The 26,620-nt window shown below is 49.7% G+C and carries 23 protein-coding genes and 1 riboswitch; of the genes, 10 read left to right on the plus strand and 13 right to left on the minus strand.

The features are described from left to right. The first annotated feature begins 130 nt into the window (after positions 1–130). Positions 131–1,129, plus strand: coding sequence for a LysR family transcriptional regulator (locus MPHASIOC01_RS17615; RefSeq protein WP_353612992.1), 999 nt, complete (start codon positions 131–133; stop codon positions 1,127–1,129). 103 nt (positions 1,130–1,232) lie between these two features. Here MPHASIOC01_RS17615 and parE read toward each other — a convergent pair whose 3' ends face one another. Genes parE through nudF form a run of 5 tightly spaced genes read right to left on the minus strand, consistent with a single transcriptional unit; the run spans position 1,233 to position 5,649 of the window. Continuing rightward, entirely contained in the window at positions 1,233–3,125 is a 1,893-nt protein-coding gene (parE, locus tag MPHASIOC01_RS17620; RefSeq protein ID WP_064600407.1) for a DNA topoisomerase IV subunit B, read from the minus strand. 39 nt (positions 3,126–3,164) lie between these two features. Beyond that, positions 3,165–3,740, minus strand: coding sequence for an esterase YqiA (gene yqiA, locus MPHASIOC01_RS17625; protein ID WP_064600408.1), 576 nt, complete (start codon positions 3,738–3,740; stop codon positions 3,165–3,167). Further along, positions 3,740–4,567: a 3',5'-cyclic-AMP phosphodiesterase gene (gene cpdA, locus MPHASIOC01_RS17630; protein ID WP_064600409.1), complete on the minus strand. Its 828-nt coding sequence runs from the start codon at positions 4,565–4,567 to the stop codon at positions 3,740–3,742. Before cpdA ends, yqiA begins: the two co-directional genes overlap by 1 nt. Before the next feature lie 24 nt (positions 4,568–4,591). Then, positions 4,592–5,014 (minus strand): DUF1249 family protein, encoded by a 423-nt coding sequence (locus tag MPHASIOC01_RS17635; RefSeq protein ID WP_036105661.1) that lies wholly within the window; start codon positions 5,012–5,014, stop codon positions 4,592–4,594. Between the two features lie 2 nt (positions 5,015–5,016). After that, positions 5,017–5,649 (minus strand): ADP-ribose diphosphatase, encoded by a 633-nt coding sequence (nudF, locus tag MPHASIOC01_RS17640; RefSeq protein ID WP_064600410.1) that lies wholly within the window; start codon positions 5,647–5,649, stop codon positions 5,017–5,019. A 211-nt stretch (positions 5,650–5,860) separates the two neighbouring features. Between nudF and tolC the strand changes: the two genes are divergently transcribed. The 3 genes from tolC (at position 5,861) to MPHASIOC01_RS17655 (ending at position 9,429) form a co-directional block, all read left to right on the plus strand. After that, positions 5,861–7,312 (plus strand): outer membrane channel protein TolC, encoded by a 1,452-nt coding sequence (tolC, locus tag MPHASIOC01_RS17645; protein ID WP_353612993.1) that lies wholly within the window; start codon positions 5,861–5,863, stop codon positions 7,310–7,312. A gap of 284 nt (positions 7,313–7,596) precedes the next feature. Further along, positions 7,597–8,262, plus strand: a complete 666-nt coding sequence (locus MPHASIOC01_RS17650) for a DUF1190 family protein (RefSeq protein ID WP_064600415.1) — start codon at positions 7,597–7,599, stop codon at positions 8,260–8,262. A 3-nt stretch (positions 8,263–8,265) separates the two neighbouring features. Continuing rightward, on the plus strand, positions 8,266–9,429 hold the full coding sequence (locus MPHASIOC01_RS17655; RefSeq protein WP_064600416.1) for a glutathionylspermidine synthase family protein: 1,164 nt from the start codon (positions 8,266–8,268) through the stop codon (positions 9,427–9,429). Between the two features lie 80 nt (positions 9,430–9,509). On the opposite strand, the gene ygiD is transcribed toward MPHASIOC01_RS17655, so the two are convergent. Continuing rightward, positions 9,510–10,301 (minus strand): 4,5-DOPA dioxygenase extradiol, encoded by a 792-nt coding sequence (gene ygiD / locus MPHASIOC01_RS17660; RefSeq protein ID WP_353614953.1) that lies wholly within the window; start codon positions 10,299–10,301, stop codon positions 9,510–9,512. Between the two features lie 746 nt (positions 10,302–11,047). On the opposite strand from ygiD, the gene MPHASIOC01_RS17665 reads away from it, so the two are divergent. Both MPHASIOC01_RS17665 and MPHASIOC01_RS17670 read left to right on the plus strand, forming a co-directional pair. Then, on the plus strand, positions 11,048–12,733 hold the full coding sequence (locus tag MPHASIOC01_RS17665) for an NAD-dependent malic enzyme (protein WP_064600419.1): 1,686 nt from the start codon (positions 11,048–11,050) through the stop codon (positions 12,731–12,733). 374 nt (positions 12,734–13,107) lie between these two features. Next, the gene (locus MPHASIOC01_RS17670; protein ID WP_064600421.1) at positions 13,108–14,049 is read left to right on the plus strand and encodes an AEC family transporter; all 942 of its coding nucleotides are present in this window, start codon (positions 13,108–13,110) and stop codon (positions 14,047–14,049) included. Positions 14,050–14,118: 69 nt separating this feature from the next. On the opposite strand, the gene ribB is transcribed toward MPHASIOC01_RS17670, so the two are convergent. Continuing rightward, positions 14,119–14,772: a 3,4-dihydroxy-2-butanone-4-phosphate synthase gene (gene ribB, locus MPHASIOC01_RS17675; RefSeq protein WP_064600423.1), complete on the minus strand. Its 654-nt coding sequence runs from the start codon at positions 14,770–14,772 to the stop codon at positions 14,119–14,121. Between the two features lie 102 nt (positions 14,773–14,874). Beyond that, positions 14,875–15,024, minus strand: a riboswitch (FMN riboswitch). Positions 15,025–15,144: 120 nt separating this feature from the next. On the opposite strand from ribB, the gene MPHASIOC01_RS17680 reads away from it, so the two are divergent. Then, on the plus strand, positions 15,145–15,408 hold the full coding sequence (locus tag MPHASIOC01_RS17680; protein ID WP_064600425.1) for a ubiquinone biosynthesis accessory factor UbiK: 264 nt from the start codon (positions 15,145–15,147) through the stop codon (positions 15,406–15,408). Positions 15,409–15,483: 75 nt separating this feature from the next. Here MPHASIOC01_RS17680 and hldE read toward each other — a convergent pair whose 3' ends face one another. The 3 genes from hldE to MPHASIOC01_RS17695 form a co-directional block, all read right to left on the minus strand. After that, positions 15,484–16,908: a bifunctional D-glycero-beta-D-manno-heptose-7-phosphate kinase/D-glycero-beta-D-manno-heptose 1-phosphate adenylyltransferase HldE gene (gene hldE, locus MPHASIOC01_RS17685; protein ID WP_064600427.1), complete on the minus strand. Its 1,425-nt coding sequence runs from the start codon at positions 16,906–16,908 to the stop codon at positions 15,484–15,486. Positions 16,909–16,976: 68 nt separating this feature from the next. Further along, on the minus strand, positions 16,977–19,817 hold the full coding sequence (gene glnE, locus MPHASIOC01_RS17690; protein WP_353614954.1) for a bifunctional [glutamate--ammonia ligase]-adenylyl-L-tyrosine phosphorylase/[glutamate--ammonia-ligase] adenylyltransferase: 2,841 nt from the start codon (positions 19,815–19,817) through the stop codon (positions 16,977–16,979). Between the two features lie 17 nt (positions 19,818–19,834). Then, entirely contained in the window at positions 19,835–21,145 is a 1,311-nt protein-coding gene (locus MPHASIOC01_RS17695; protein WP_353612994.1) for an inorganic triphosphatase, read from the minus strand. A 319-nt stretch (positions 21,146–21,464) separates the two neighbouring features. Here MPHASIOC01_RS17695 and MPHASIOC01_RS17700 point away from each other — a divergent pair, with 319 nt between their 5' ends. Continuing rightward, a complete protein-coding gene (locus MPHASIOC01_RS17700) occupies positions 21,465–22,085 on the plus strand; it encodes a TIGR04211 family SH3 domain-containing protein (protein WP_064600433.1) in 621 nt (206 codons plus the stop codon). A 124-nt stretch (positions 22,086–22,209) separates the two neighbouring features. Next, a complete protein-coding gene (locus MPHASIOC01_RS17705) occupies positions 22,210–23,451 on the plus strand; it encodes a multifunctional CCA addition/repair protein (RefSeq protein WP_064600435.1) in 1,242 nt (413 codons plus the stop codon). Between the two features lie 13 nt (positions 23,452–23,464). On the opposite strand, the gene bacA is transcribed toward MPHASIOC01_RS17705, so the two are convergent. Both bacA and folB read right to left on the minus strand, forming a co-directional pair. After that, a complete protein-coding gene (gene bacA / locus MPHASIOC01_RS17710) occupies positions 23,465–24,286 on the minus strand; it encodes an undecaprenyl-diphosphate phosphatase (protein WP_353612995.1) in 822 nt (273 codons plus the stop codon). A gap of 108 nt (positions 24,287–24,394) precedes the next feature. Next, positions 24,395–24,760, minus strand: coding sequence for a bifunctional dihydroneopterin aldolase/7,8-dihydroneopterin epimerase (folB, locus tag MPHASIOC01_RS17715; RefSeq protein WP_064600438.1), 366 nt, complete (start codon positions 24,758–24,760; stop codon positions 24,395–24,397). Positions 24,761–24,866: 106 nt separating this feature from the next. Between folB and plsY the strand changes: the two genes are divergently transcribed. After that, positions 24,867–25,487: a glycerol-3-phosphate 1-O-acyltransferase PlsY gene (gene plsY, locus MPHASIOC01_RS17720; protein ID WP_353612996.1), complete on the plus strand. Its 621-nt coding sequence runs from the start codon at positions 24,867–24,869 to the stop codon at positions 25,485–25,487. Between the two features lie 48 nt (positions 25,488–25,535). Here plsY and tsaD read toward each other — a convergent pair whose 3' ends face one another. Next, entirely contained in the window at positions 25,536–26,552 is a 1,017-nt protein-coding gene (tsaD, locus tag MPHASIOC01_RS17725) for a tRNA (adenosine(37)-N6)-threonylcarbamoyltransferase complex transferase subunit TsaD (RefSeq protein ID WP_064600441.1), read from the minus strand. Positions 26,553–26,620 lie beyond the last annotated feature (68 nt).

Genomic DNA, 26,620 nt, shown 5'->3' on the forward strand with positions numbered 1-26,620 from the left:
TTTCAAGACGGTGATAAATGAGTTCGTCTCCGGCAATAATAAAAACTTATTTTTACTATCACTGGAAAACTTAATTCATTTCATGTTCACTGTACTTTTACCGCAATATTTACGGAGTTAAATAGTAAAAATGGAAAGTAAAGTTTCTCATTATGGAAACATGGCAAATCCGGGCAATGGAAACAGCGCGATGAATCGTAATGATGGAACAACTCTTTCATTAAATAACATCGACCTAAAATTGCTGCGGGTTTTTAAATGTGTGGTGGAAGCCGGAGGAATGACGGCGGCCAGCCATGAGCTGAATATTGGCCTTGCTGCAATTAGCAAACAGGTTTCCGACCTTGAAATACGCCTTGGGATGACATTATGCAGCCGTGGGCGAGAAGGCTTTGAACTGACAGAATACGGCGTAAATGTATACCAGGCAACGCTGGAACTCTTTGTTTCACTTAATACTTTCCGTGAGAGGGTTCACAGTAGTCGCAATGAAGTTCTCGGCGATATTGCGATTAGCGTGGTCGATAATACTATTTCTGATACTCAGTCGCCTGTCACCAAAGCGGTGCAACAATTGCACCAGAATGCACCAAAAGTAAATATCCGTCTGCAAACATCGCAATTAGAAGATATAGAAAGGGGTATTAGCGAGGGGCGTTATCATTGCGGGATCGGCCCCGTATATGAAAAAAAAGAAGCATTTGAGTATTTTATTTTATATCACGAAATTTCGAAAATTTATTGTTCCTCCTCTCACCCACTATTTAATGAAGAAGAGAAAAATAACGTGTCTATTGATATAATAAAACAACAAAAAATGATTAATCACATGTATGTTTCACACCGCGATAGCAGTAGCCTCCTGCCTGTTCACGACACAAAAATACAGGCTGTTCAGGTTGAATCAGTCGCCATGTTAATATTAACCGGACACTTTATTGGTTATCTTCCAGAACATTATGCGCAAAGCTATATTGATCGGGGTTTATTACAGGAACTCAGTAATGAAAAACTGGTGGCAAAAACGCCTTTCTACCTGATGCTGAAGAAAGGAAAAAAAATTAATCCGATAATTAATTTATTTATGCAGGCGTTATCGATCAGTGAATCTGCGGTTGCATCATTATGAGGCAATGCGCTTATACTGATGAACAAATACGCTCCAACGGGCATAAAAAACCCTGAGATAGGGCTTTACGCCTCTATCATCAGGGTTGTTAACCGGCAATAAATCAGACCTCAATATCCACCATATCGCCTTTTTCCTGCAACCAGTTTCGGCGGTCTTCAGAACGTTTTTTCGCCAATAACATATCCATCATCGACTGGGTTCGTTCTTCATCGTCATCGCTAATGGTTAACTGCACCAGGCGGCGGGTATTGGGATCCAGCGTTGTTTCACGTAACTGTAGTGGGTTCATTTCACCCAATCCTTTAAAGCGCTGAACATTTGGTTTACCACGTTTACGCTTAAGTTGCTCCATAACCCCATCTTTTTCTTCGTCAGTCAGGGCGTAATAGACTTCTTTACCCAGGTCGATACGATACAGTGGTGGCATAGCGACATACACATGGCCTGCCTTCACCAGCGGGCGGAAATGGCGCACAAACAGCGCACAAAGTAATGTAGCAATGTGCAGACCATCGGAGTCTGCATCCGCCAGGATACAAATCTTACCGTAGCGCAGTTGCGTTAAATCATCGCTGTCGGGATCAATACCAATGGCGACAGAAATATCATGCACTTCCTGGGAGCCCAGCACTTCGTCTGAAGACACTTCCCAGGTATTCAGGATCTTACCTTTCAAAGGCATGATGGCCTGATACTCGCGGTCGCGCGCCTGTTTGGCAGAACCGCCAGCGGAATCCCCTTCCACCAGAAAAAGCTCAGTACGATGCAAATCCTGGGCAGTACAGTCTGCCAGTTTACCAGGCAGTGCCGGGCCGCTGGTCAGTTTCTTACGTACAACTTTTTTGGCCGCTCTCAGCCGGCGCTGCGCGCTGGCAATCGCCAGCTCAGCCAGTTGTTCTGCCGCCTGCACATTCTGGTTCAGCCATAAGCTGAAAGCATCTTTTACCACACCAGAAACAAATGCCGCACACTGGCGAGATGACAAACGTTCTTTGGTTTGCCCGGCAAACTGAGGGTCCTGCATTTTGACCGACAGGACGTAAGCACAACGTTCCCAAATATCATCAGCAGATAATTTCACACCACGCGGCAGAATATTGCGGAATTCACAAAACTCGCGGATACCATCCAGCAACCCCTGGCGCAGGCCATTAACATGGGTCCCACCCAGCATGGTAGGGATCAGGTTGACATAGCTTTCAGTCAGCAGCTCGCCGCCTTCCGGCAGCCACAGTAGCGCCCAGTCAACGGCTTCGGTTTCACCAGAGAAATTACCTACAAAGGGTTTCTCCGGCAGCGTCACCAAACCATTAACGGCTTCACTCAGGTAGTCTGTCAGGCCATCCTGGTAACACCAACGCTGTTCAGTGTTGTTCACTTCATCGCGAAAGGTGATTTCCACACCAGGACACAGTACTGCTTTTGCTTTCAGCAAATGCGACAGGCGAGAGACAGAGAAACGCGGGCTGTCAAAAAATTGTTCATCAGGCCAGAAATGCACGCTGGTGCCGGTATTGCGTTTACCGCAGGTCCCTTTTACATGCAGTTCTTCAGCTTTATCGCCATTCTCAAACGCAATGCCATACACCTGACCATCACGCTTAACTGTCACTTCAACCCGTTTGGATAACGCGTTGACAACAGAGATGCCCACCCCATGTAACCCACCAGAAAACTGGTAGTTCTTATTGGAGAATTTTCCCCCGGCGTGCAAGCGGCACAGGATAAGCTCAACCGCCGGAACGCCTTCTTCCGGGTGAATATCGACAGGCATGCCGCGCCCGTCATCAATAACTTCCAGCGACTGATCGGCATGGAGAATTACGTCAACTTTTTTGGCATGGCCTGCCAGCGCTTCATCCACGCTGTTATCAATAACCTCCTGACCAAGGTGGTTAGGGCGCGTGGTGTCAGTGTACATACCCGGGCGACGGCGAACCGGCTCAAGCCCGGTAAGTACCTCAATGGCATCAGCGTTATAGGATTGCGTCATGGTTTTTCGCTGCTCAACTAAGGAAGAAGATACCTGGTACTAACTCAGCCCCAGGAAATCAATAATCTGTGTGAAATGATGTTCAAAGCCGGTGAATGCATGATTACCCCCCTCTTCAATGAGCTGGCGGCAAGGGGCGTAATAAGCCACCGCCTGGCGGTAATCCAGCACTTCATCACCCGTTTGCTGTAGCAACCAAAGCAAATCGGGTGCTTCCAGCGGGTCAACCTGCATAACTTTGAGATCATAAATATGGCGAGACTCTAGCACATATTGCTGGCCGGTGTATGGGTTCTCATTGTCTCCGAGAAAATCTGCCAGTAATTCAAAAGGGCGTACAGCCGGATTCACAACCACCGCAGGCAACATAAAACATTGCGACAACCAGGTGGCGTAATACCCACCTAATGATGAACCCACAATGCCCATCGGTTCTCCCCCTCTGGCCATTACAATAGATTCAAGCATTTCTGCAGCATCGGCCGGGTAAGGAGGTAACTGAGGGATAACCATGGTGATATCCGGGTGGTGCTCAGCCAACCAGTTTTTCATACTGGTGGCTTTTGCCGAACGCGGTGAGCTGTTGAAACCATGGAGATAAAGAAGAGTGGCCATTAATAACCTTCAGAATCAGTATCGGGGCTGAACGCGCTGCCCGACAAACGACAAACTTCAGTTGTCAACGAACCATCCGGATGCAGTGTTATCCAGCGCCAGCCCGGCGCAACCGTGTCCAGTGTAAAATTGGCGCAATGTGGTTTGAACTGCACACAGGTGGACGGCGTAGCCATCATCCGGCGCCCATTCCAGTCCACATCCATTTCCTGGTGAATATGCCCACACAGCAAATGTTTCACCCCTGTATAACGTTGCAACACATCATCAAGTGCCTGGGCATTACGCAGGCTGTGTTGATCAAGCCAGCTGCATCCGGCAGGCAGAGGATGATGATGCAACAGTAACAAAGTTTGCCTGTCAGGGTTTTCAGCCAGTTTTTTTTCCAGCCACTCAAGCTGGTACTCGCTCAGCTCACCATGAGGCACACCGAAAACCTGGCTATCAAGCAGCAAAACCTGCCAGCTTTTCCCTGCCAGTACCTGCTTTGAAGACGAAATACCCGATTCTTTCAGCGAACTGAACATCGCGGGTTGAAAATCATGATTGCCAGGCAGCCAGACACAAGGTACCGCCAACGAAGAAACCCCTTCAGCGAAGTGCTGATAAGCTTCGTTGCTCTGATCCTGTGCTAAATCCCCTGTGGCAACTATCAGGTCGAACGGACGGGCTTCTTTGTGGATGGCCGCCAGTACTGCCCGATAACTTGACCAGGTGTTAACGCCCAACAGCGTTTCATCTTTCCCGGCAAATAAATGGGTGTCAGTAATTTGTAGTATCCTGATACTGGCTTCATCAGCAGCAGGTATTGTCAACAGGCTTTCCAAATGGTGTCCTTAGGTTTCACGACGCTAACAAACCGGAATCGCCATCGCTCCATGCGCTAAACAGTAACGTAGCCAATCGGCAAGGAACTGGTTAATTTGATGTTTTTCGTCGCGTTGATGCAACTTTTTATTAGGATAATCATAACGTGCTTTAAAACGGAAGATCTGCTGACTTGAACACACTTCAGCAACCATGGCGTCATGATAGAGCCTGACAGACATGGAAGGAAGACTCCAGTATGTGACAGAGGGTAGCGTTTGTTCAATCTCAACAAGCGTAGTGTAGCGAGTTGATTCAAGAATCGTTAACCGATACTGAGCACTATTGACCTGGTAGCTGATTTTTTCACCGATTGCATCAACAGGTGGCAGCAACCGGCGTAACTGGGCGAAGTTTGTTTCGCACAAACGCATCATCTCAGGAAAATCAGGTGTATAGCGCTTCATTGTCATGCGTTCCACTCTTGTCGTAATTGTTGATAATGCAACTGCAGCCATTGCAAGGCGATGACAGATGCGGCGTTGTCGATTTTCCCTTCCTCAACTAATTGGTACGCCGTTTCCCGGCTGACGACATGAACACGGATATCTTCATTTTCTTCCGCCAGGCCGTGGACTCCGGTCGCAGTCATTGCATCCACCTCTCCGACCAGAATAGACAACCGTTCACTGGTTCCGCCAGGGCTTGCCAGGTAACTTAATACCGGCCGGGTACGCTTCACATGCAACCCGGCCTCTTCTTCTGCCTCACGGCGCACAACATCTTCCGGAGACTCGCCCGCTTCAATCATGCCGGCAACCATTTCCAACAGCCATGGGGTTTCACTGGTATCAAAAGCAGCAATTCTAATTTGCTCAATAATCACCACTTCATCACGCACCGGATCATAGGGCAACAATACTGCCGCGTGGCCACGTTCGAAAATCTCCCGACGAACCTCTTCACTCATTCCGCCATTGAACATACGATGACGAAAACGCCAGACATCCAGCGAAAAAAAACCACGCCAAACTGTTTCCCGTGCAATAATTTCTACATCGTTTTTTGTAAACGTTGTGATGTTTTTGTTTTCTTTATCCATCAGTAGACCTGCTCGAACAGTGATTGTTTTATTGATTTCAATCCATCAGGAATGTTGTTTCAACCACTCTGTGGTAGATTGATGAATTTTCAGGGCAGATGGCACTTAACGCCAAGACGTTGTCAACGCTGAACCTGCTAAAATCGGCGATCATTTTTGGCATCAGTCAGCGTTATTACACACAATTTCTGCTTCACAACAAGGAATGCAAATGAAGAAACTGCTCCCCACACTTATCGGTCTGAGCTTTATCGCGTTCAGTACCATGAGCCAGGCAGAAAACCTGTTGCAGGTTTATCAGCAGGCACGTATCAGTAACCCTGACCTGCGTAAATCCGCAGCTGATCGCGATGCGGCATTTGAGAAAATCAATGAATCACGCAGCCCATTATTACCTCAACTGGGCCTGGGAGCCGACTATACCTACAATAACGGCTACCGTGACAACAATGGCATTAACTCCAATGCCACCAGCGCGTCCTTACAGCTTACGCAAGTTATTTTCGATATGTCAAAATGGCGTGCGCTGACCATCCAGGAAAAAACGGCGGGAATACAGGATGTCTCCTACCAGTCTGACGAACAAGCGCTGATTCTCAATACCGCAACAGCGTATTTTAACGTATTGAGCGCTATCGACTCGTTGTCATACGTTGAAGCGGAAAAACAGTCTATTTACCGCCAGCTTGACCAAACCACCCAGCGTTTTAATGTTGGTTTAGTGGCGATTACTGACGTACAAAACGCCCGTGCTCAGTACGACAGCGTTCTGGCTAATGAAGTCACCGCTCGTAACAATCTGGATAATGCACTGGAATCATTGCGCCAGATTACCGGCAATTACTACTCTGAACTGGCCTCCGTCAACGTTGCGGATATGAAAGTCACCAAGCCTCAGGCCGTTCAGAACCTGCTCAAAGAAGCGGAAAACCGTAACTTATCTTTATTGCAGGCACGTTTGAACCAGGACCTGGCTCGTGAACAAATTCGCTACTACCAGACCGGCCATATGCCTACCCTGAATCTGACCGCGTCCAGTAGTGTTTCCAACACCAAATACAATGGTCATAACGCTGTCGGTTCAAACTATGCAGACAGAGACATTGGGCAGAACTCGGTTGGCCTGAGCTTCTCTTTACCGCTCTACAGCGGTGGGTCTGTGACTTCACAGGTGAAACAGGCGCAATATAACTTCGTGGGTGCCAGCGAATCACTGGAAAGTGCTCACCGCAGTGTTGTGCAAACCACCCGTTCAGCGTGGAACAACATCAATGCATCCATCAGCAGCATCAATGCCTATAAACAGGCAGTAGTGTCGGCACAAAGCTCACTGGATGCGATGGAAGCCGGTTACTCTGTCGGTACCCGTACTATTGTTGATGTCCTGGATGCAACGTCTACATTGTATAACGCCAAGCAGGAACTCTCCAACGCACGTTATAACTACCTGATCAATACCCTGACACTGAAATCTGCATTGGGTACGTTGAACCAGCAGGATCTGGTCACACTGAACAGCGAACTGAGCAAACCGGTTTCGACTTCACCTGAAAGCATTGCGCCCGATAATATGCAGCAGGATGCGAGAGCAGATGGTTACAATGACACAACAGGACAAAAAACAGTCAAAAGAGCCAGCAGCAAAAAAATGCTGAGCCACTGATTGGCCGTTTTGTTTTATCTAAAGAGAGCCTTTTGGCTCTCTTTTAGTTAGCAGCCGAAATTCTGTGAATTAAGTTTCCGTGTTTCTCATTGGGTGACATCCTCTCGTTCTGTGTGGACATGAAGTTTGTTATCAGCCTCAGAGAACCTTTTGGCTCTTTTTTTTCTAAACGTAAGGCTTCGTAAAGAAGACGCCACAATTCTGCACATTGCTTCAAATATAATCAGTGTTCCTCTATTCTTTGCACTCCAAGTAATCTCTACCACTGGGCAAGGAAAAGAATGATGAAAAGGACCAAAACAATACAACTCGCCGCCTTTCGCAAAAGCTGGAATGCACGGCATTTGACGCCAGTTGCTCTGGTTGTTACGGCAGCATTTTTACTCGCTGGCTGTGAAAAAAGCGATGAAACAGTAAAACTCTACCAAAATGCGGATGACTGTAGTGCAGCCAATCCAGGTGAAAGCCAGCAATGTACAACAGCCTATAACAACGCCCTGAAAGAAGCTGAACGCACCGCACCTAAATACGCGACTCGTCAGGATTGTGTTGCCGAATTTGGTGAAGGCCAATGCCAGCCTGCGCCCTCCCAGGCGAGTGTCGCCGGTGACAATCAGGCACAGGCTCAGTCAGGTGGGAGTTTCTGGATGCCATTAATGGCCGGGTACATGATGGGGCGTATGATGGGCGGCTCTTATGCTCAACAGCCGCTGTTCAGTTCGAAAAACCCCTCCAGCCCGGCTTATGGCCGTTACACAGATGCCAGTGGTAAAAGCTACGGCGCAGCAACGCCTGGGCGCACCATGACTGTGCCCAAAACCGCTATGGCGCCGAAACCCACAACTACCAGCACAATTACTCGTGGTGGTTTTGGTGAAAGCGTCGCCAAACAAGCGTCCATGCAGCGATCCAGTACCAGTGGCACAACGCGTCGTACAATGGGTGGTTAAGTCATGAAACGTCTGCCTATTACCGAACGTCCAGGCTGGCAGGATAAAGCCCGCGAATTTGGTTTCAACTTTCACACCATGTATGACGAGCCCTACTGGTGTGAAGATGCATATTACCAGTTCTCCCTGGCGGAAATTGAAAAACTGGAAGATGTTACTGCTGAATTACACCAGTTATGCCTGAAAGCCGTGGAACGCGTGGTTGCCAGTGATGCGCTGATGGATAAATTTTGCATCCCGCGCCATACCCGGGGTTTCGTACGCCAAAGCTGGGCAACCCGCCAGCCGTCTCTCTACTCCAGGCTGGATCTTGCCTGGGGTGGTACCGGGGAACCTAAACTACTGGAAAACAATGCCGATACACCAACCTCATTATATGAAGCTGCGTTTTTCCAGTGGATCTGGCTGGAAGATCAAATCAACGCTGGTAACCTGCCTGCGGGAAGTGATCAGTTCAACAGCCTGCAAGAGCAGTTAATCGAGCGTTTTCGTGTATTGCGCGAACAGTATGGCTTCAATTTGCTTCACATGGCCTGCTGCCAGGACAGCATTGAAGACCGGGGCACAGTGCAGTATCTCCAGGACTGCGCAGCCGAAGCCGGGCTGCCAACCGAATTCCTGTTTATGGATCAAATTGGGCTGGGTGAAAAAGGTCAGTTTACCGATATGCAGGACCAGGTCATCAGCAATTTGTTTAAACTCTATCCGTGGGAGTTCATGCTACGGGAGATGTTTTCGACAAAACTTGAAGATGCTGGTGTGCGCTGGCTGGAACCGGCCTGGAAGAGTATTTTATCTAACAAAGCATTACTGCCATTGCTGTGGGAAATGTTTCCAGGGCACCCGAATCTTTTGCCCGCCTGGTTTGCCGCAGATGATCATCCCGCCATGGAGAGCTACGTGGTGAAACCCATTTTCTCCCGCGAAGGTGCCAATATCCAGATTATTGAACAAGGGAAAGAAATAGCCCGGGCGGAGGGTCCATATGGTGAAGAAGGTATGATTGTCCAGCAATACCACCCATTACCCAGGTTTGGTGACAGTTATACGCTAATTGGATCCTGGCTGATTAATGACCAACCCGCCGGGATCGGTATACGGGAAGACAGGGCACTGATCACGCAGGATCTTTCACGCTTTTACCCACACAGCTTCACCCCTGAATAATGACTGCACGCGCCTGTTAATCAGGCGCGGCCTTATTCAGTATTCATCGGGTTCTGACACAGTACCCGGTGGCAATGTCGTTATGCGCCAACCTGCACAGACAGCATACTCAGAGAACCCATTTCAATTCCTTCAATAACAATACTCACTGGCTCTTCACCATCCCACGCCCCCAAAATATACAACAGCGGCAAGTAGTGATCTGGTGTCGGGCATGAAAGCTGAGCGCCTGAGTGGTCCATATAATTAACCAACGGGTGGTCTTGCGCTTCACCTTTCCAGGTCAAATTATCGCGAACGTACTGGTCAAAGGCGGTTGCCCAGGGATAAGCCTCACTCCCACCCTGCCAGCGAATAGTACGCAGGTTGTGTACAACGTTGCCGCTACCTATCAGCAGGATACCTTCATCACGCAGTGCTGCCAGCTTACGGCCCATTTCATAGTGCCAGACCGGTGACTGGGTAGCATCAATACTCAGCTGTACCATAGGTATATCGGCATCAGGGTACATTTTGATAACCACACCCCATGATCCGTGGTCAAACCCCCATGCACTGTCATCTTTAATGACAGCAGCAGGAGCCAGTAAATCCACTAAGTGCTGTGCTAAATCCGGTGCGCCAGGAGCCGGGTATTGCGTATCAAACAGCGCCTGCGGGAACCCGCCAAAATCATGAATAGTCTTTGGATTAGGCATAGCGGTAACGCCAGTACCTCGCGTGTACCAGTGAGCAGAAACCACCACTATCGCTTTCGGGCGAGGTAGTGTTTTACCCAGTTGCTGCCAGGAGCGGGTATACACGTTATCTTCAAGCACATTCATTGGGCTGCCATGGCCAACAAACAGTGCAGGCATACGTGAGGTGTTCATCATTATATCCTTAATTACCGTGTCAGATTACTTACTGCCAGATTACGGCTTTCAGCGTGCAAATAAACGCAGATAACCATGATGATGATCATCAGAAATTTTGAATATATTATTATGCAAAACGTACGCACAGCCCTCGACACGCAGCTGAATCAAAGATAAAAATGACAGTCATTATCCAATTTAAGTGCTATGCCTGTACCGCTGGTTCCGACTCTGTTAGCGGGTAGTTCACCATTTATTGGCGCACTGTGCATAATGGTGGTCATGGGGTTAAGCCTGACTGCATTACAGGGTATGGAGCTCTGCACTTTCATTGGGTGCAACCCGCCTGGTGTTGGCATCAAATGAATATCAGGCAAACGCACAAAAACACCGGACAAAGGCAGGAAACTAAATACATATTTAACTCATACTTTCCACAATCATTTATTGAAATATTTAACCTCGTCACATAAAATAAAACATCTGGTATTATATAACGCATTAATACCGTTATATGGGTTAGCAGATTCACGTTGATAGTTACCCGCCATCCATCCCTGGATAATAATCAAACAAAAAACACTAAAAAAACTAATTAAAGTTTAATGCAATTAAAGTAATTAAAATTCTGCAAAAATGAGGAATACAATCGGGGTTAAATTAAACCGTTACACCCCTACATCATACGCCAGACGTATATTTACGTGGTGACATTTTTCTCTTATGCGCCGTGGCAGTATGATCGTCTCTGGAGCATTCAGATGTTAAAAAAAAATTCTGTTTATACCCCGTATACTGGGGCTATGTTGCTGGAAAACCCTTTGTTAAATAAAGGGCTGGCATTTTCTCATGAAGAGCGTATTGCATTAAATTTAATTGGCCTGTTGCCTGAACAAGTCGAGACCATCACTGAACAAACTGAACGCGCATGGTCCCAGTTTAATCACTTTAAACGCGACCTCTCCCGCCATATTTATTTGCGAAATATCCAGGATACTAACGAGACATTATTCTATAACCTGCTGCGCTCACACCTCGAAGAGATGATGCCCATCATCTATACCCCTACAGTGGGTGAGGCCTGTGAACACTTCTCTGATATCTACCGCCGCGCGCGTGGGTTATTTATTTCCTGGCCAGACCGCCACCGTATTGATGACATGCTGCAAAACTTTTCCCGCCATGACATAAAAGTCATTGTTGTGACCGATGGCGAACGTATTCTCGGCCTTGGTGACCAGGGAATTGGCGGCATGGGTATCCCTATCGGTAAATTATCGCTGTACACAGCCTGTGGTGGTATTAACCCGGCATCTACATTGCCCATCATGCTGGATGTCGGCACGAATAATGCCCAACGCCTGGATGATCCTCTGTATATGGGTTGGCGCCACCCACGTATCACAGATGGTGAATACCGTGAATTTATGGATATGTTTATCAATGCCGTAAAAGAGCGCTGGCCAAATGTTCTGCTGCAATTTGAAGACTTTGCTCAGAATAACGCCACACAATTACTGAACCGCTACCGTGACGAGCTGTGCTGCTTTAACGATGATATTCAGGGTACAGCCGCCGTTGCACTAGGTACACTGATTGCCGGTTCACAGGCTAAAGGTTCAACACTGCGCGACCAGCGTATTGCCTTCCTGGGTGCAGGCTCCGCAGGCTGTGGTATTGCGGAAACTATCGTTGCACGTATGGTGGCAGATGGTGCCAGTGAAGAAGAAGCACGTTCACGAATCTTCATGGTGGACCGTTTTGGCCTGTTGACTGACGACATGCCAAACCTGCGGGATTTCCAGCACCGTCTGGTCACCAGCCGGGAAAAAGTACAGGGCTGGGGTAATGAAGCCGGAACAATTTCCCTGATGGATGTAGTCCGCCACGCGAAACCCACTGTGTTAATTGGCGTCTCCGGGCAACCGGGGTTATTCAGTGAAGAAATCGTTAAAGAGATGCATCGCCACTGCCCGCATCCTATTATTATGCCGTTGTCCAACCCAACGTCACGCGCGGAAGCCAAACCACAAGACTTGATTGCCTGGACGGAAGGCGCTGCACTGGTTGCCACAGGAAGCCCGTTCCCACCAGTATGCTACCAGGATAATATTTATGACATTGCCCAATGTAACAATGCCTATATTTTCCCGGGCCTGGGGCTGGGCATTCTGGCAGCGAAAGCACGCCGTGTCACGAACGGTATGCTACTGGCAGCAAGCCAGACACTGGCTGATCATTCACCACTGGTGCAAACAGAACGTGGCAAGTTACTGCCTCCTATTGAAGAGATAGAACAGGTTTCTCGAGCAATAGCACTGTCTGTGGCAAAAGCCGCGCAACAGGATGGTGTCGCACCACAAATGGATGACGATGCTATTCTTTCCGCTATTGATAAAACGTTCTGGAAAGCAGAATACCAGCCTTATAAACACGCGGCATTTTAATTTATTTTCTTACCTGTTCATGATGCGCCATTTACTGGCGCATTTTTTATTTCCCGCATCAACTTCCCCTGTCGATTACCTCTGTTAATTCACAAAAAAAATATCTTCCCAAACCAAAAAAACGCAGCCGTTACTTTATTAAATTTAAACAGGCTTTAGTAATTAATGTTAGCCCCTTGCCGTGACTGATATCACTCACAAAAGAATACAGCAACTATATATTCAGCTCATCATAACGATTATTTATTCATTTACAAATAGTGAAATAAAGGCTTATCACTCAGTGTGTTAACCAGAAAAATCTCAACATGAGAAAACATCACTGAAGGTGATCTCCAGGTTGTTTCCACTCAATACAATTACAAGGTAATATTATGCCAACATTACTCTTATCCTCATTATTTCCACTTGTGTTCATTATGGTTCTTGGATGGTTAAGTGGTAAACTAGGTTATACCCGCCGCGAAGATGCTTCGGTATTAGCAACCGTAGTTATCCGCTTTGCTCTGCCTTTGCATTTATTTATGGGTGCACTGAAAACGGATCCAGAGAAAATTCAAAACCTGCCATTTATGGCCGTTCTGGTATTTGGCCTGATGGGCTCGTGGTTGTTGGCATTACTTATTTCACGATTTGTCTTTCGCCATGATATTAAAACCAGTGCAATTCAGTCACTGGTGTGTGCCTTCCCGGATATGGCTTACTTTGGTGCGCCCGTGCTGGCGGTATTAATTGGCCCGGAAGGTTTTCTGGGTGTCCTGATAGGTAACCTGATAACCAGTGTGTTGATGATTCCCCTAACTATTATGCTGATTCGCATGGGGGAGAAAGGTAACGAATCAGAAGCAGTCAGACTGGGCAGTATGATAGCCGCGAATTTATTTAAAGCCATTCGCAACCCTATTGTCTGGATCCCTATTCTGGGAGTATTGCTGAGCCTGAGTGGCCTTAAAATCCCGGCATTGCTGGAGTCACCAATTGAGATGATGGGGAAAACGGCCGGAGGGATTTCACTGTTTGCTCTGGGGTTACTGTTCTATGGTGAACGCCCCGCCTTCAATATACATACACTCACCAATATCAGTATCAAGAACCTGATCCAGCCTGCATTAATGGTTGCCGCCGGGCTGGCTGTTGGCCTCAGCCACACGTTTATGCAGCAAGTGGTGATTATTGGTGCAACCCCTTCAGCTATAGCTGCCGGGATGTTTGCCATACGCAGTGATACTTATGTGGAATCAGCCTCATCATCCATTTTACTGGGGACCGCACTGGGCATTGTGACTGAAGGCATCATGATTTACCTGGTTTCATAACGCTATCAGGCCCCGAAAAGCACTGTGGCAGCCAAATAGCTGCCACAGGAAATAAAAAGTCATTGCCAGTTAGCTGGCTTTACGCTCATTAGCCTGACGATAAGCTACGATATCTTCGATGGTGACAACCGCTAAGTTGTGTTTACCAGCAAATTCGATGCAACCCGGCGCACGAGCCATAGTGCCATCGTCGTTAGTCAGTTCACACAGCACACCCATTGGTTTGAACCCGGCCAGCGTAACTAAATCTACCGTCGCTTCAGTGTGGCCACAGCGGGTAAGCACACCACCAGCCTGAGCACGCAACGGGAAAACATGCCCCGGGCGGTTTAAATCACTGGGTTTTGCGCCATCAGCAATTGCAGCACGTACCGTGGTCAGCCTGTCGGCCGCAGAAACACCGGTAGTCACACCGTGAGCAGCTTCAATGGTAACGGTAAAACCGGTACCGAACGCACTGGTGTTATTTTCTACCATCATAGGCAGGTCAAGTTGCTTGCGGCGTTCATCCGTAATACACAAACAAACGATACCGCTGCCATGGCGAATGGTGAGTGCCATTTGTTCAACCGTCATATTTTCAGCGGCAAAAATCATGTCACCTTCGTTTTCACGATTTTCGTCATCAAGGACCATTACACCACGTCCCTCACGTAATGCAGCAAGCGCTTGTTCAACGCGTTCAATAGGCGTGCCAAAAGAAGAAAGCAGCGTCTGATTCATGGTAAGAAACCTCATTAAACTTATGGATTACCAGAACCAGGGCAGTCTTAGGAGTGCCAAAAGGCAAATAAATAACGCGAGCGGGCTTTCACCCGACTGGATCGCTATCCTCTCCCATCCGGACTCTAACCGTCGGCCCCGGAATTACACCGAGTCTGCTGACCTCCGCCATGACAGCGGAGCGCTCGCGGGCTTTCAGCAAGGCGCTGATTTACCGCCGGTGGGGAATTTCGCCCCGCCCTGAGAATAAACGCAGTTACTATAACGCCAATCCCCTAACCCGGCAACGGGCTTAAAAATATTTCTGGTTTATCCCCCCGGATTCAGCGATTACAATAGAAGAATCACCTCACTTTATTGCCGGAAAAGACAATGATTGATCCAAAAAAAATTGAGCAGATAGCCCGTCAGATTCACGAATCAATGCCTAAAGGCATGCGTGACTTTGGTGAAGATGTTGAGAAAAAAATCCGCCAGACGCTGCAGTCACAACTGACGCGCCTGGACATGGTGAGCCGTGAAGAGTTTGATGTTCAGACACAAGTTTTACTGCGGACTCGCGAAAAGCTTGCTGTGCTGGAACAACGCCTTGCCGCACTTGAAAGTACTCAGAAACAAGAAAGTGACGAACAGTAATAACCCTGAAAAACCAACGGCTGGTAACATTAACAGACTGCCAACCGTTGGTGGCTCACAGGGTTCTGTTCAGAATCACTGATTCTGAATTTTACGAATAATATTGGTGGTTGAGCAGCCATCTTCAAAGTTGAGCACCAGCACATCACCGCCATTTGCCCAAACTTCTTTACTCCCGGCAATATCTTCCGGTTTGTAATCGCCGCCTTTTACCAGTAAATCAGGCAGGATATCGGCTATCAGGCGCTGCGGGGTGTCTTCTTCAAACCCAACAACCCAGTCTACCGCTTCCAGCGCCGCCAGCACAATCATACGCTGTTCCAGCGCATTGACCGGCCGGGTTTCCCCTTTCAGGCGACGCGTCGAGGCATCACTGTTGACAGCCACAATCAGCCTGTCACCCAGCTTACGGGCATTTGCCAGGTAGGAAACATGGCCGGCATGCAGTATGTCGAACACACCATTCGTCATGACCACTTTTTCCCCCCGTTTACGGGCATCACTGACCGCCTGTTTCAGCGCAGCTTCACTCATCACGCCAAAGCCGGTTTCTGCCCGGCCACGCACCGCGTTTTCCAGCTCAATTGGCGAAACTGTAGATGTACCGAGTTTACCGACGACAACCCCGGCTGCGGCATTAGCAAAATAGCAGGCTTCTTCCAGTGAATTTCCGGCTGCCAGCGTCGCGGCCAGCACGCCAATCACAGTATCCCCGGCACCGGTGACGTCGTATACCTCCTGTGCCTGAGTGGGCATATGCAAAGGAGCTTTGCCCGGTTGCAATAAACTCATGCCCTGCTCCGAGCGCGTTACCAGCAAAGCACTCAAGTCGTAATCAGCAATGAGTTTCAAACCGCGTTCAACAATTTGTTCTTCTGTAGTGCACTTACCCACCACAGCTTCGAATTCAGATAAGTTTGGCGTCAACAACGTTGCCCCACGGTAACGCTCAAAGTCAGTGCCTTTTGGGTCGATTAATACGGGTACGCCCGCCTGACGCGCCAGGGCTATCATTTGCTGTACAGACGCCAGTGCCCCTTTGGCATAGTCAGACAGCACAATCGCGCCCATTTCAGGCAAAGCCTGCTGAATGCGTTCATGCAACGGCGCCGGATCAACGCCTTCGAAACCTTCTTCAAAATCGAGGCGAATCAACTGCTGATTACGTGACAATACACGTAATTTAGTGATTGTCGGGTGGGTTGGCACAGACACGAAATCACATTTAACATGCACATCCGCCAGAGACTGGCTCAAGGCCCGCGCAGCGTCATCAATCCCCGTCAGGCCAACCAGGCGTGAACGGGAACCCAGAGAAGCAATGTTCATCGCGACGTTGGCTGCACCACCAGGGCGTTCTTCGATGGTGTCAACTTTCACCACCGGAACAGGCGCTTCAGGGGAAATTCGGCTGGTAGGGCCATACCAGTAGCGGTCCAGCATGACATCGCCTACCACCAGGACGCCAGCACGGTTGTACTCGGGCAGCGTTACTTTCATTCCTTATTCTCCAGCAGAGATAGCAAATTTGCGCGCGATAATACCACAACTGATATTAATCGCACTGTTCAGGCCTGTTCCAGCCAGGTATTCCAACTGGTTATCACTTGTTGACGCTGTGCTGCGAAAGCATCCGGCTCCACATGCCCGGGCTGTGCCTGTAAGGCCAAATGGTGCAAGGCATCACGTAGCGTCACATAAGCTGACGTGAGCGCGTGCGCTTCTTCTTCAGGCATAATGCCATGCTGGGCTAGCAACGCCAGAATACGCACATTATCAGACCAGCGGGTCAGACCAGGGACTTTTGCTGCATCGCGTAATACCAGATACTGCGTGATAAATTCGATGTCAGTAATGCCCCCCTGGTCAGCTTTAATGTCAAACCGGCCACGGTGTTTATTGCCAAGATGTGTGCGCATTTTTTCACGCATCTCACGCACTTCAGTACGCAGGTGGTCTTCATTACGCTCAGTACACAAAATCTTTTGGCGAATGGCATTAAACCGGGTGTGGATTTGGCTGTCGCCATATACCACTCTGGCACGCACCAGCGCCTGGTGCTCCCATGTCCAGGCCTCATTACGCTGGTAGTCTTCAAAGGCACTGTCGGTGGTTACCAACATCCCGGCTTCACCTGCCGGGCGCAGGCGCGCATCCACTTCATACAAAATACCGGAAGAAGTCCGCGTGCTGAACAAATGCATAATGCGCTGGGCCAGGCGCAGATAAAACTGGCGACCATCAATTTCCTTTTCACCATCCGTAACCGCGTCGGCCGGGCAATCGTGCAGAAACACCAGATCAAGGTCTGAGCTGTAACCCAGCTCCCATCCGCCCAGTTTGCCGTAACCAACCACTGCAAACCCGTACCCTTCCCGGCCAGCTAAATGCCCTGGCCTGCCAAAACGAGCCACCATTTGTGCCCACGCGCGCTGCACGACGGCATCGATTATCGCTTCGGCCAGCCAGGTTAAGTGATCACTCACTTTCATCACAGGCAACGTCCCCGCGATATCGGCTGCTGCGACACGTAACAGTTGCGTCTGTTTAAACTGGCGTAGTGCTTCCAGTTGTTGTTCTTCGTCATCTTCAGGAACACGCAACAAATACTGGCGCAGTTCATCGCGGTAGGCATCAGGTGCTGTAGGCTGGTAAAGCGTGGAAGGGTCAAGCAGCTCATCAAGCAACAAAGGGTATTGTGCCAGTTGCTCCGCCACCATTGGCGAAGCAGCACATAAACGCACCAGATGCTGCAATGCACCTGGGAACTCGCTGAGCAGTTCCAGATAGGTGGTGCGGGTCAGAATACCGGTGAGCAGAGGTACCATACGTGAGAACGGAACTGGCGCATCATCCCGGCTACAAACAGCCTGCAACAAATGCGGCATTAACTGATCAAGCACCTGCCGACCTCTCGGGCCAATAGTCCGCCGGTTGGTATCGTTACGAAAATCGGTAATCAGGCGCAGAACTTGCTGGCGATCAGCATCCGCAAGGTGAGCCAGTACATCCGGGGTATCCTGGCTATCCAGTGTGTCATGCCATAATTCGCTCCAGCCATCATCCACCGCATGCTGAGCTTCCACGCTTTCTTCATCGCCAATCAGCGCATTGAAAATTGTGCGTACCGCCTGCATATGGTGTTGCAAGGTTGCTTCCAGTACAGACCAGTCGGGAGCATTCATCGCCCAGGCAAGGCGCGCGCGATTCAGTTCATCGCCCGGCAATGTCTGGGTTTGTTCATCATGAATACTTTGCAGTAAATTCTCCAGACGGCGCAGCCACAAGTAGGCCTCACGCAACGCAACTACATCACTGGCAGGCAGCAAATTCAGGTCGTTGATAACATCCAACGTTTGCAGTAATGAGCGTGATTGCAAAGCGGGTTCGCGCCCACCGCGGATAAGCTGAAAAACCTGAACAATAAACTCCGCTTCGCGAATCCCCCCAGCGCCCAGCTTAATGTTATCTTTCAGCCCCCGCCGCCGCACTTCCCGGGCAATCATACTTTTCATGTTACGCAGCGACTGAATCACACTAAAATCAATGTAGCGGCGAAAAACAAACGGCCTCAGCATCGCGTGCAATTCTTTGCTCCACAGACTGTCTTGCGGGCCAAGTATTTTCGCCTTCACCATGGCATAACGTTCCCAGTCACGCCCCTGCTCCTGGTAATAATCTTCGAGAGCCGCAAAGCTCATTACCAGTGGCCCGCTGTCACCAAAAGGACGCAGGCGCATATCCACCCGGTAGACAAAGCCATCCTGTGTTGGTTGATCCAGTACTTTGATTAAACGTTGCCCCATGCGTGTAAAAAACTGCGCATTATCCAGCTCCCTGCGCCCACCTTGTGTCACGCCGCTTTCCGGCCAGGCAAAAATAAGGTCAATATCCGAAGAAAAGTTAAGCTCTCCGCCGCCCAGTTTCCCCATACCCAAAATAAATAACGACTGAGGGACGCCCTCTTTATTAGATGGCGTTCCCCATTCCCGGCAGCATGCCTGATATACCCAGTCTCGGGCAGCAACAATTAACGCTTCGGCCAGCGCACTTAATTGCACCAGTGTCTGTTCAGTACTGCTGCTTTCTGTCACCTGCCCCCACGCAATACGGACCATTTCCCGGCGGCGGAAAATACGCAGTTCGCGCATCAGTTCTGCTTCGCTCTCAATACTGCCCAACAACCGCTCCAGCGCTGAAGCATAGTTTTGCCATTCATCAGGGCCTGGCTGTGCAACCTGCAACTCTTCCAGCCATTGCGGCCAGGCCTGCACGCTGTCACACACAAAATCACTGAATGCCAGTACGCTTTGTGCCTGCTGAGAAAGCGCCTGAGTTGCAAAAGATTCCGGCAGGCGCGCCAGGCGCGTCTGCCAGTGTTGTTGTAAAACAGGAGAGAGAGGAATCATCACCATTTTCCCTTAATTTAGTGTTTCCCTGATTGCCCGCTGTGTAACCAGAAAGGTGCCTGAGCCAGTGCCTCATGGCGGAAGTGGTCTGCTTCATGGCGGCTGCCCTGCCTGATAGCCAGACAAAGTTCCTGCCAGTTATCCAGCCAGTGGCTGGCCTGGGTTTGATCATAAAAGCCAGACAACAGACGTAAAATATGGACTTCACGGCTCAGACGCGGCAGTTGATCCCGCAGGCTGTCGCCTGTTACGTGAGTAAATGTACGCTTCAGTTCCGCGCTGTGGCGTGACAAATTAATATCAGCAAAACGCTTAAACCCTTCGTCAAGGCTACGCAGTGCTTTCTCATCCAAAAACGGACGCCAGCCCCGGGTCACCAGCCATTGGGTTAACGCCAGTTTGGTTTGCGTGAAACGAGTTTCCCATACCACGCTTTCTGCTGAGACATCCAGCGCGAGATCACTTTCAGTATGGGTAAGCATGTCACGTAAGTGAGTACTCGCCTTCCTGGGAATAATGCCACCAAACAGCACCAGTGCTGCACGAATAAGCCCAATACTTTCAATAATTTCGTTCTTCGCTTTCTGATCGCCACGCACCCACAACTCTTCATGGTAGAGCCAATGATTGAGCGCAATACCCAGTGCCGTCTCCAGGCCTTTCTCTACACTGGACTTCAACGGAAGTTGCATAATGGGTAACGCCTGATGAGGGCGTTCAGGATTTCCTTTCGCCAGGTGGTAACCCCGGGCCGCCTTACTGAGCAGCCCCTGACGAACTCCCGGCCGGGAGGCCAGAACCCCCGCAAGGCTCAGGACATCTTCCGTATTGCCTTTAATCAGCTCCAGTTCAAGTTCATGAATGACTTCGCTGAACTCACCCGCTTTCACCTCGCCCTGGTCAAAAGCTATCTCTACCTCGCTGTCACCGTGAGTAACCACCCACTTTTCCCGCAAAAAATCGGTACTGAACAGCGGGTGCAACGCTTTTTCCAGTTCGGCCACATCACAACCTTGTGGCCAGATTTCAGCCGGAAACTTATCCAGCGCTAAGACAGGCGCATCCAGAGCAACGTTATATTCCGGGCGCTGATGCAACCCACCCACAACATGCCCGGCCGTTTTAATCGTCATTTCATACCGGCCATCCACACCACGGATGCGCAAGCCAGCATCATGGCGCCGCAAGTAGTTATCCTGCGTTTCATAATAGATATTGCTCAGTTTTCGTGGCTCACTATGCTGGCCGGGAAGCGTATTCAGAAAAGCGCATAACGCATCACCGCTTTGCGGTTGAACAATGAACTTTAATTCGATTTCTTGTGCCATAGTCTCTACTTACTGTCGTTCCACAAATTGGGAAGTGAACTAAAAAAACATTTAACTGTCAGTATACTCTAAATAATTCGGGTTTCAGGGCTGCAAAATGAACCTGCATCCAGAAACCCAGCTAACGCAGTAACAGCTGATGAAACCCCAGGGATGGTGAGTGACACCCAATAACGCTAAGGGTAGCTGTCTTCGGCGCAAACTGACTTTTTGGTGGTAAAAATCACACCAGGAAGATTCCCATTCAGGTTTAGTTTTTGCGTCGTCAGACTGTTGCCATTACTATCTTTCTACCATTAACGACAATAATGACTTACTAATGCAGAAATTACGCCTGATTTGTCTCTCTTTATTTGCTTTAAGCGTTTCCGCTACGGCTGTCGCGGATGAAACACGTTATGTTTCCGATGATCTCACCACCTGGCTGCGCAGCGGGCCGGGGGACAACTACCGTCTGGTTGGCACCCTTTCTGCGGGCGAAGCTGTCACATTGCTGCAAACCAATGAAAACACAAATTATGGTCAGGTTCGTGACAAAGACGGGCGCACAGCCTGGATACCACTGAAAGAACTGAATACTGACCCCAGCATGCGCACTCGCGTACCTGCACTGGAAGCGCAGGTGAAAACCCTGACCGACAAGCTCAATAATATTGATGCCACCTGGAACCAGCGCACGGCAGATATGCAGAAAAAAGTGGCCGCAAGCGATGGCATTATCAATGGACTGAAAAGCGAAAACCAGAAGTTGAAGAATGAACTGACCGTTGCCCAGAAAAAGGTCAACATGGCTAACCTGCAGCTGGATGACAAGCAGCGGACCATCATCATGCAATGGTTTATGTATGGCGGCGGTGTTGCAGGCATTGGGTTGTTACTGGGCCTGATCCTGCCCCATATTATTCCTGGTCGCCGCCGTAAAGACCGCTGGATGAACTAAGTCTGTTTGTAAACGCCCGGACGCTACCATTCTGGTAAACCGGGCGTTCTCTTCTTGTTCTTGCTCCATTATGGTTACACTTAACGTATGATATTGGGCAAAGTGGCCATCAATGAGGTAGCGGGTGAAGATTTTTCTGGTGGGTGGTGCAGTACGGGATTCGTTGTTAGGCCTGTCGGTGCAAGACCGGGACTGGGTTGTTGTGGGGGCCACGCCAGCAGAAATGCTCGATAAAGGCTTCCAGCAGGTGGGGCGTGATTTTCCCGTTTTTTTGCACCCGGATACCCATGAAGAATATGCGCTGGCCCGCACTGAACGCAAAAATGGCCACGGCTATACCGGTTTTATCTGCCACGCTGAACCAGACGTCACTCTTGAGCAGGATCTACTGCGCCGTGATCTGACCATCAACGCGATTGCCCAAAGTGAAGAGGGCGAATTTATTGACCCCTGGAACGGGCAAAAAGATATCTCGCAGCGTGTGTTGCGCCACATCTCTCCTGCTTTTTGTGAAGACCCGTTACGCGTGTTACGGGTGGCTCGCTTTGCTGCCCGTTATGCCCATTTGGGGTTTCGTATTGCGCCGGAAACACTGGCGCTCATGCAACAAATGGCTCAGGCTGGTGAACTGTCTCACCTGACACCTGAACGGGTCTGGAAAGAAACGGAAGCTGCACTGTTAACACGCAACCCACAGGTCTTTTTCCAGGTACTGCGAGACTGCGATGCACTGAGCGTTTTGTTCCCGGAAGTGGATGCCCTGTTTGGCGTTCCAGCCCCTGCGAAATGGCACCCTGAAATTGATACTGGCATTCACACATTAATGACGCTGACTATTGCGGCCCAGCTCAGCCCGGCACTGGATGTACGCTTTGCCACACTGTGCCATGATCTGGGCAAAGGACTGACGCCGCCAGAACTGTGGCCCCGCCATCATGGGCATGGCCCTGCAGGGGTGAAACTGGTAGCCCGTTTATGTGAGCGCTATAAAGTGCCAGTTGCCATCCGTGACCTGGCGAAACTGGTTGCGGAGTTCCACGACCTGATTCACACCATACAAATACTGCAGCCAAAAACCCTGGTGAAGTTGTTTGATAATCTTGATGCCTGGCGTAAACCAGAACGTGTTGAGCAACTGGCTTTAACCAGTGAAGCCGATGCCCGTGGGCGAACCGGTTTTGAATCCAGCGATTACCCCCAGGGAAGGTTGTTACGTGCCGCCTGGCAGGTTGCCCGCTCGGTTGACAGCAAAGCGGTAGTGGCGGCCGGTTTTCAGGGAGCGGAAATTAGGGAAGAACTGACACGCCGCCGTATACAGGCAGTTGCAGCCTGGAAGCAAGAGCACTGCCCTCAACCTGAGGGTTAAGGGCAGCCAGGGATTAATGCACAAAAACCAGGTAAACGGCTGCTGCGACAATAAACCGGTAAATGGCAAACGGAATAAACGAGATTCGTTTAATTAATTCCAGAAAGGTTTTAATGGCAATCAATGCAACAACAAACGCCATCACAAACCCAACCGCGAACATCGGTGCATCAGCCAGGGTCAAAAAGCCAATGCTTTTATAGAGATCCAGCCCGGTTGCGCCAATCATCATTGGCACGGCCAGCAGAAACGAAAACTCAGAGGCTGCGTAACGGCTCACGCCCATTAGCATCCCACCTGAAATTGTTGAACCCGAGCGGGAGAAACCCGGCCATAATGCAAGGCACTGGAAACACCCAATCACAAACGCCTGACGGATTGTCATATCATCCACCCCTTCAGCTCGTGGCTTTTTAGGTTTCAGATACTCAGCAACTATTAATAACAAACCGCCCACAATGAGCGCGTACATGACAGTCACCGGATTAAACAGGGTCTTGATGAAATCATGAAAAACCAGCCCAAGGATAACCGCAGGTACCATGCCAGCAATAATGTGCAACAGGGTGAGTTTCCCGGTTCCTGTGCCTTCATGTGGCACAGCGCCAAAATGAATACCAATCAGGCCAAATAACCGCCGCCAGAACATCACCACTACGGCGAGGATTGACCCCAACTGAATCACAACCTCAAAAGTATCGGCTTTATCACCTTCAAAACCCAATAAATGGCCGACAATGATTAAATGGCCTGTGCTGGATACCGGGAGAAACTCCGTCAAACCTTCGACAACCCCTAAGATACCTGCAACACCAAGCGAACTCAGATCGCTCATGACAACGTTACCCCTAAAAAAGATATAAAAAAACGGCAGACATTCAGGCCACCGCAAATGGTTATCCGTAAGACCAGCTTAACCGGAAATAATTTAATTTAGATGACGTTATTCGCTTTTCAGACTTTGCCTACGCTCAATTATCACACCAACGTTGGATGCTTCAGCGACCGCGCCCGGCTTACTGACTTTCAGACGCAGCCAGGGGATGGGGAACCGGGCCAGCAGCAAACTGGCAACTTCTTCAGCCACGCGCTCTACCAGTGCAAAACGCCCGCCAGAGACATGGGTTAATATTGCATCGCTCACATCAGCATAGCTTAGGCAATCATTAACATCATCGCTTTGTGCAGCTTTCTGGTTATCCCAGCCCATTTCGATATCGAACACCAGTTTTTGTTTAATCGTTTGTTCCCAGTCGTAAACACCGATAGTGGTGATTACCGAAAGTTGCTCTATAAATACAATATCCATCACGTCCCGCCGCTTTTTAGCCCAGCCGGATACCACTTCCGGCGAAATATGCGTATTATCCACTGATGCAGAGAATAAAACGACATTTTCAAAACGGAACAGCGTTATGAGTGCAATCGCGCCCGGAATAGTGCTCCTCGCGTACCTTTGTGGCTCGATATCCAGCGCCATTATTGTCTGTCGGCTTACAGGCCTCCCCGACCCGCGTGGCCAGGGCTCAGGCAACCCCGGAGCAACCAATGTGTTGCGTATCGGTGGAAAAGGCGCCGCCGCAGCCGTGCTGGTTTTTGACATACTGAAAGGCATGTTGCCTGTCTGGGGTGCATGGGCATTAGGCGTCAGCCCGATGTGGCTCGGTTTTATTGCCATTGCCGCCTGTATTGGGCACATCTGGCCTGTCTTTTTCGGGTTTCGGGGTGGTAAGGGCGTTGCAACGGCTTTTGGTGCTATCGCGCCTATTGGCTGGGATCTGACGGGTGTTATGGCAGTAACCTGGCTGCTTTCCGTGTTGCTGAGTGGTTATTCTTCGCTGGGGGCAATTATCAGCGCCCTGATTGCTCCGTTCTATGTTTGGTGGTTCAAACCTCAGTTCACTTTCCCCGTTGCCATGCTTTCATGCCTGATTCTGCTGCGCCATCACGATAATATTCAGCGGTTGTGGCGCGGGCAGGAAACCAAAATTTGGGAAAAACTGCGGCGTAAAAAGAAAGGTGAGAGTGAAGAATAGTGCCGTGGCACAACACGGCACAGAATAAAAACAGGCAGGCAAGAACAGTTATTGCGCTGGCGGTAATTCAGCCAGTGGCCAGCGTGGGCGTACACGCACACCTAAATCAGACACACTACCCGCTTTAAAGCGCACCATGCCCGCATAGGCAATCATTGCGCCATTATCGGTACAGAATTCCGGGCGTGCGTAAAAAACTTCGCCACCACGTTTTTCCATCACCTGCGCCAGTTTCGCGCGCAGTGCCCGGTTAGCACTGACCCCACCCGCCATCACCAGGCGACGGAACCCGGTTTGCTCCAGTGCGCGCTTGCATTTAATTGCCAGCGTATCAACCACAGCATCTTCAAAAGCTCTGGCGATATCGGCACGAGTCTGGTCGTCGTCGCTGTTGCTACGAATGGTATTCGCCGCAAAAGTTTTCAGGCCGGAGAAGCTGAAATCCAGCCCGGGCCGGTCTGTCATTGGACGCGGAAAAACAAACCGCCCTTCCTGCCCTTGCTGCGCCATACGCGAAAGCAGTGGCCCGCCAGGGTAATCCAGGCCAAGCAGCTTCGCGGTTTTATCAAACGCTTCCCCGGCGGCATCATCAATGGATTCACCTAATAAGGCATATTCGCCAATACCCGTCACACTAATCAGTTGGGTATGACCACCAGACACCAGTAATGCAACAAAAGGGAAATCAGGTGGGTTATCTTCCAGCATCGGGGCTAACAAGTGCCCTTCCATATGATGAACAGGCACTGCAGGAACATTCCAGGCAAATGCCAGTGAGCGGCCAACGGTTGCGCCAACTAATAATGCACCTACCAAACCAGGCCCTGCGGTATACGCTACGGCGTCAATATCCTTCGCAGATAACCCGGAAGATGCCAGCGCCGCCTGAATAAGGGGCACAGTTTTACGGACATGATCCCGTGATGCCAGTTCAGGCACCACACCACCGTAGTCGGCATGTAATTTAACCTGGCTGTATAACTCGTTGGCTAACAACCCTTTTTCATCATCATAGATGGCTATTCCTGTTTCATCACAGGATGTTTCGATACCCAGTACACGCATACTTCACCCTCTTTTGTCAGCGCGAAGTGTATGCCCAGATGCGCGGCTTGTAAAACTTTGCTCATCCT

This window comes from Mangrovibacter phragmitis (genome assembly GCF_040429585.1).
GTDB lineage: Bacteria > Pseudomonadota > Gammaproteobacteria > Enterobacterales > Enterobacteriaceae > Mangrovibacter > Mangrovibacter phragmitis.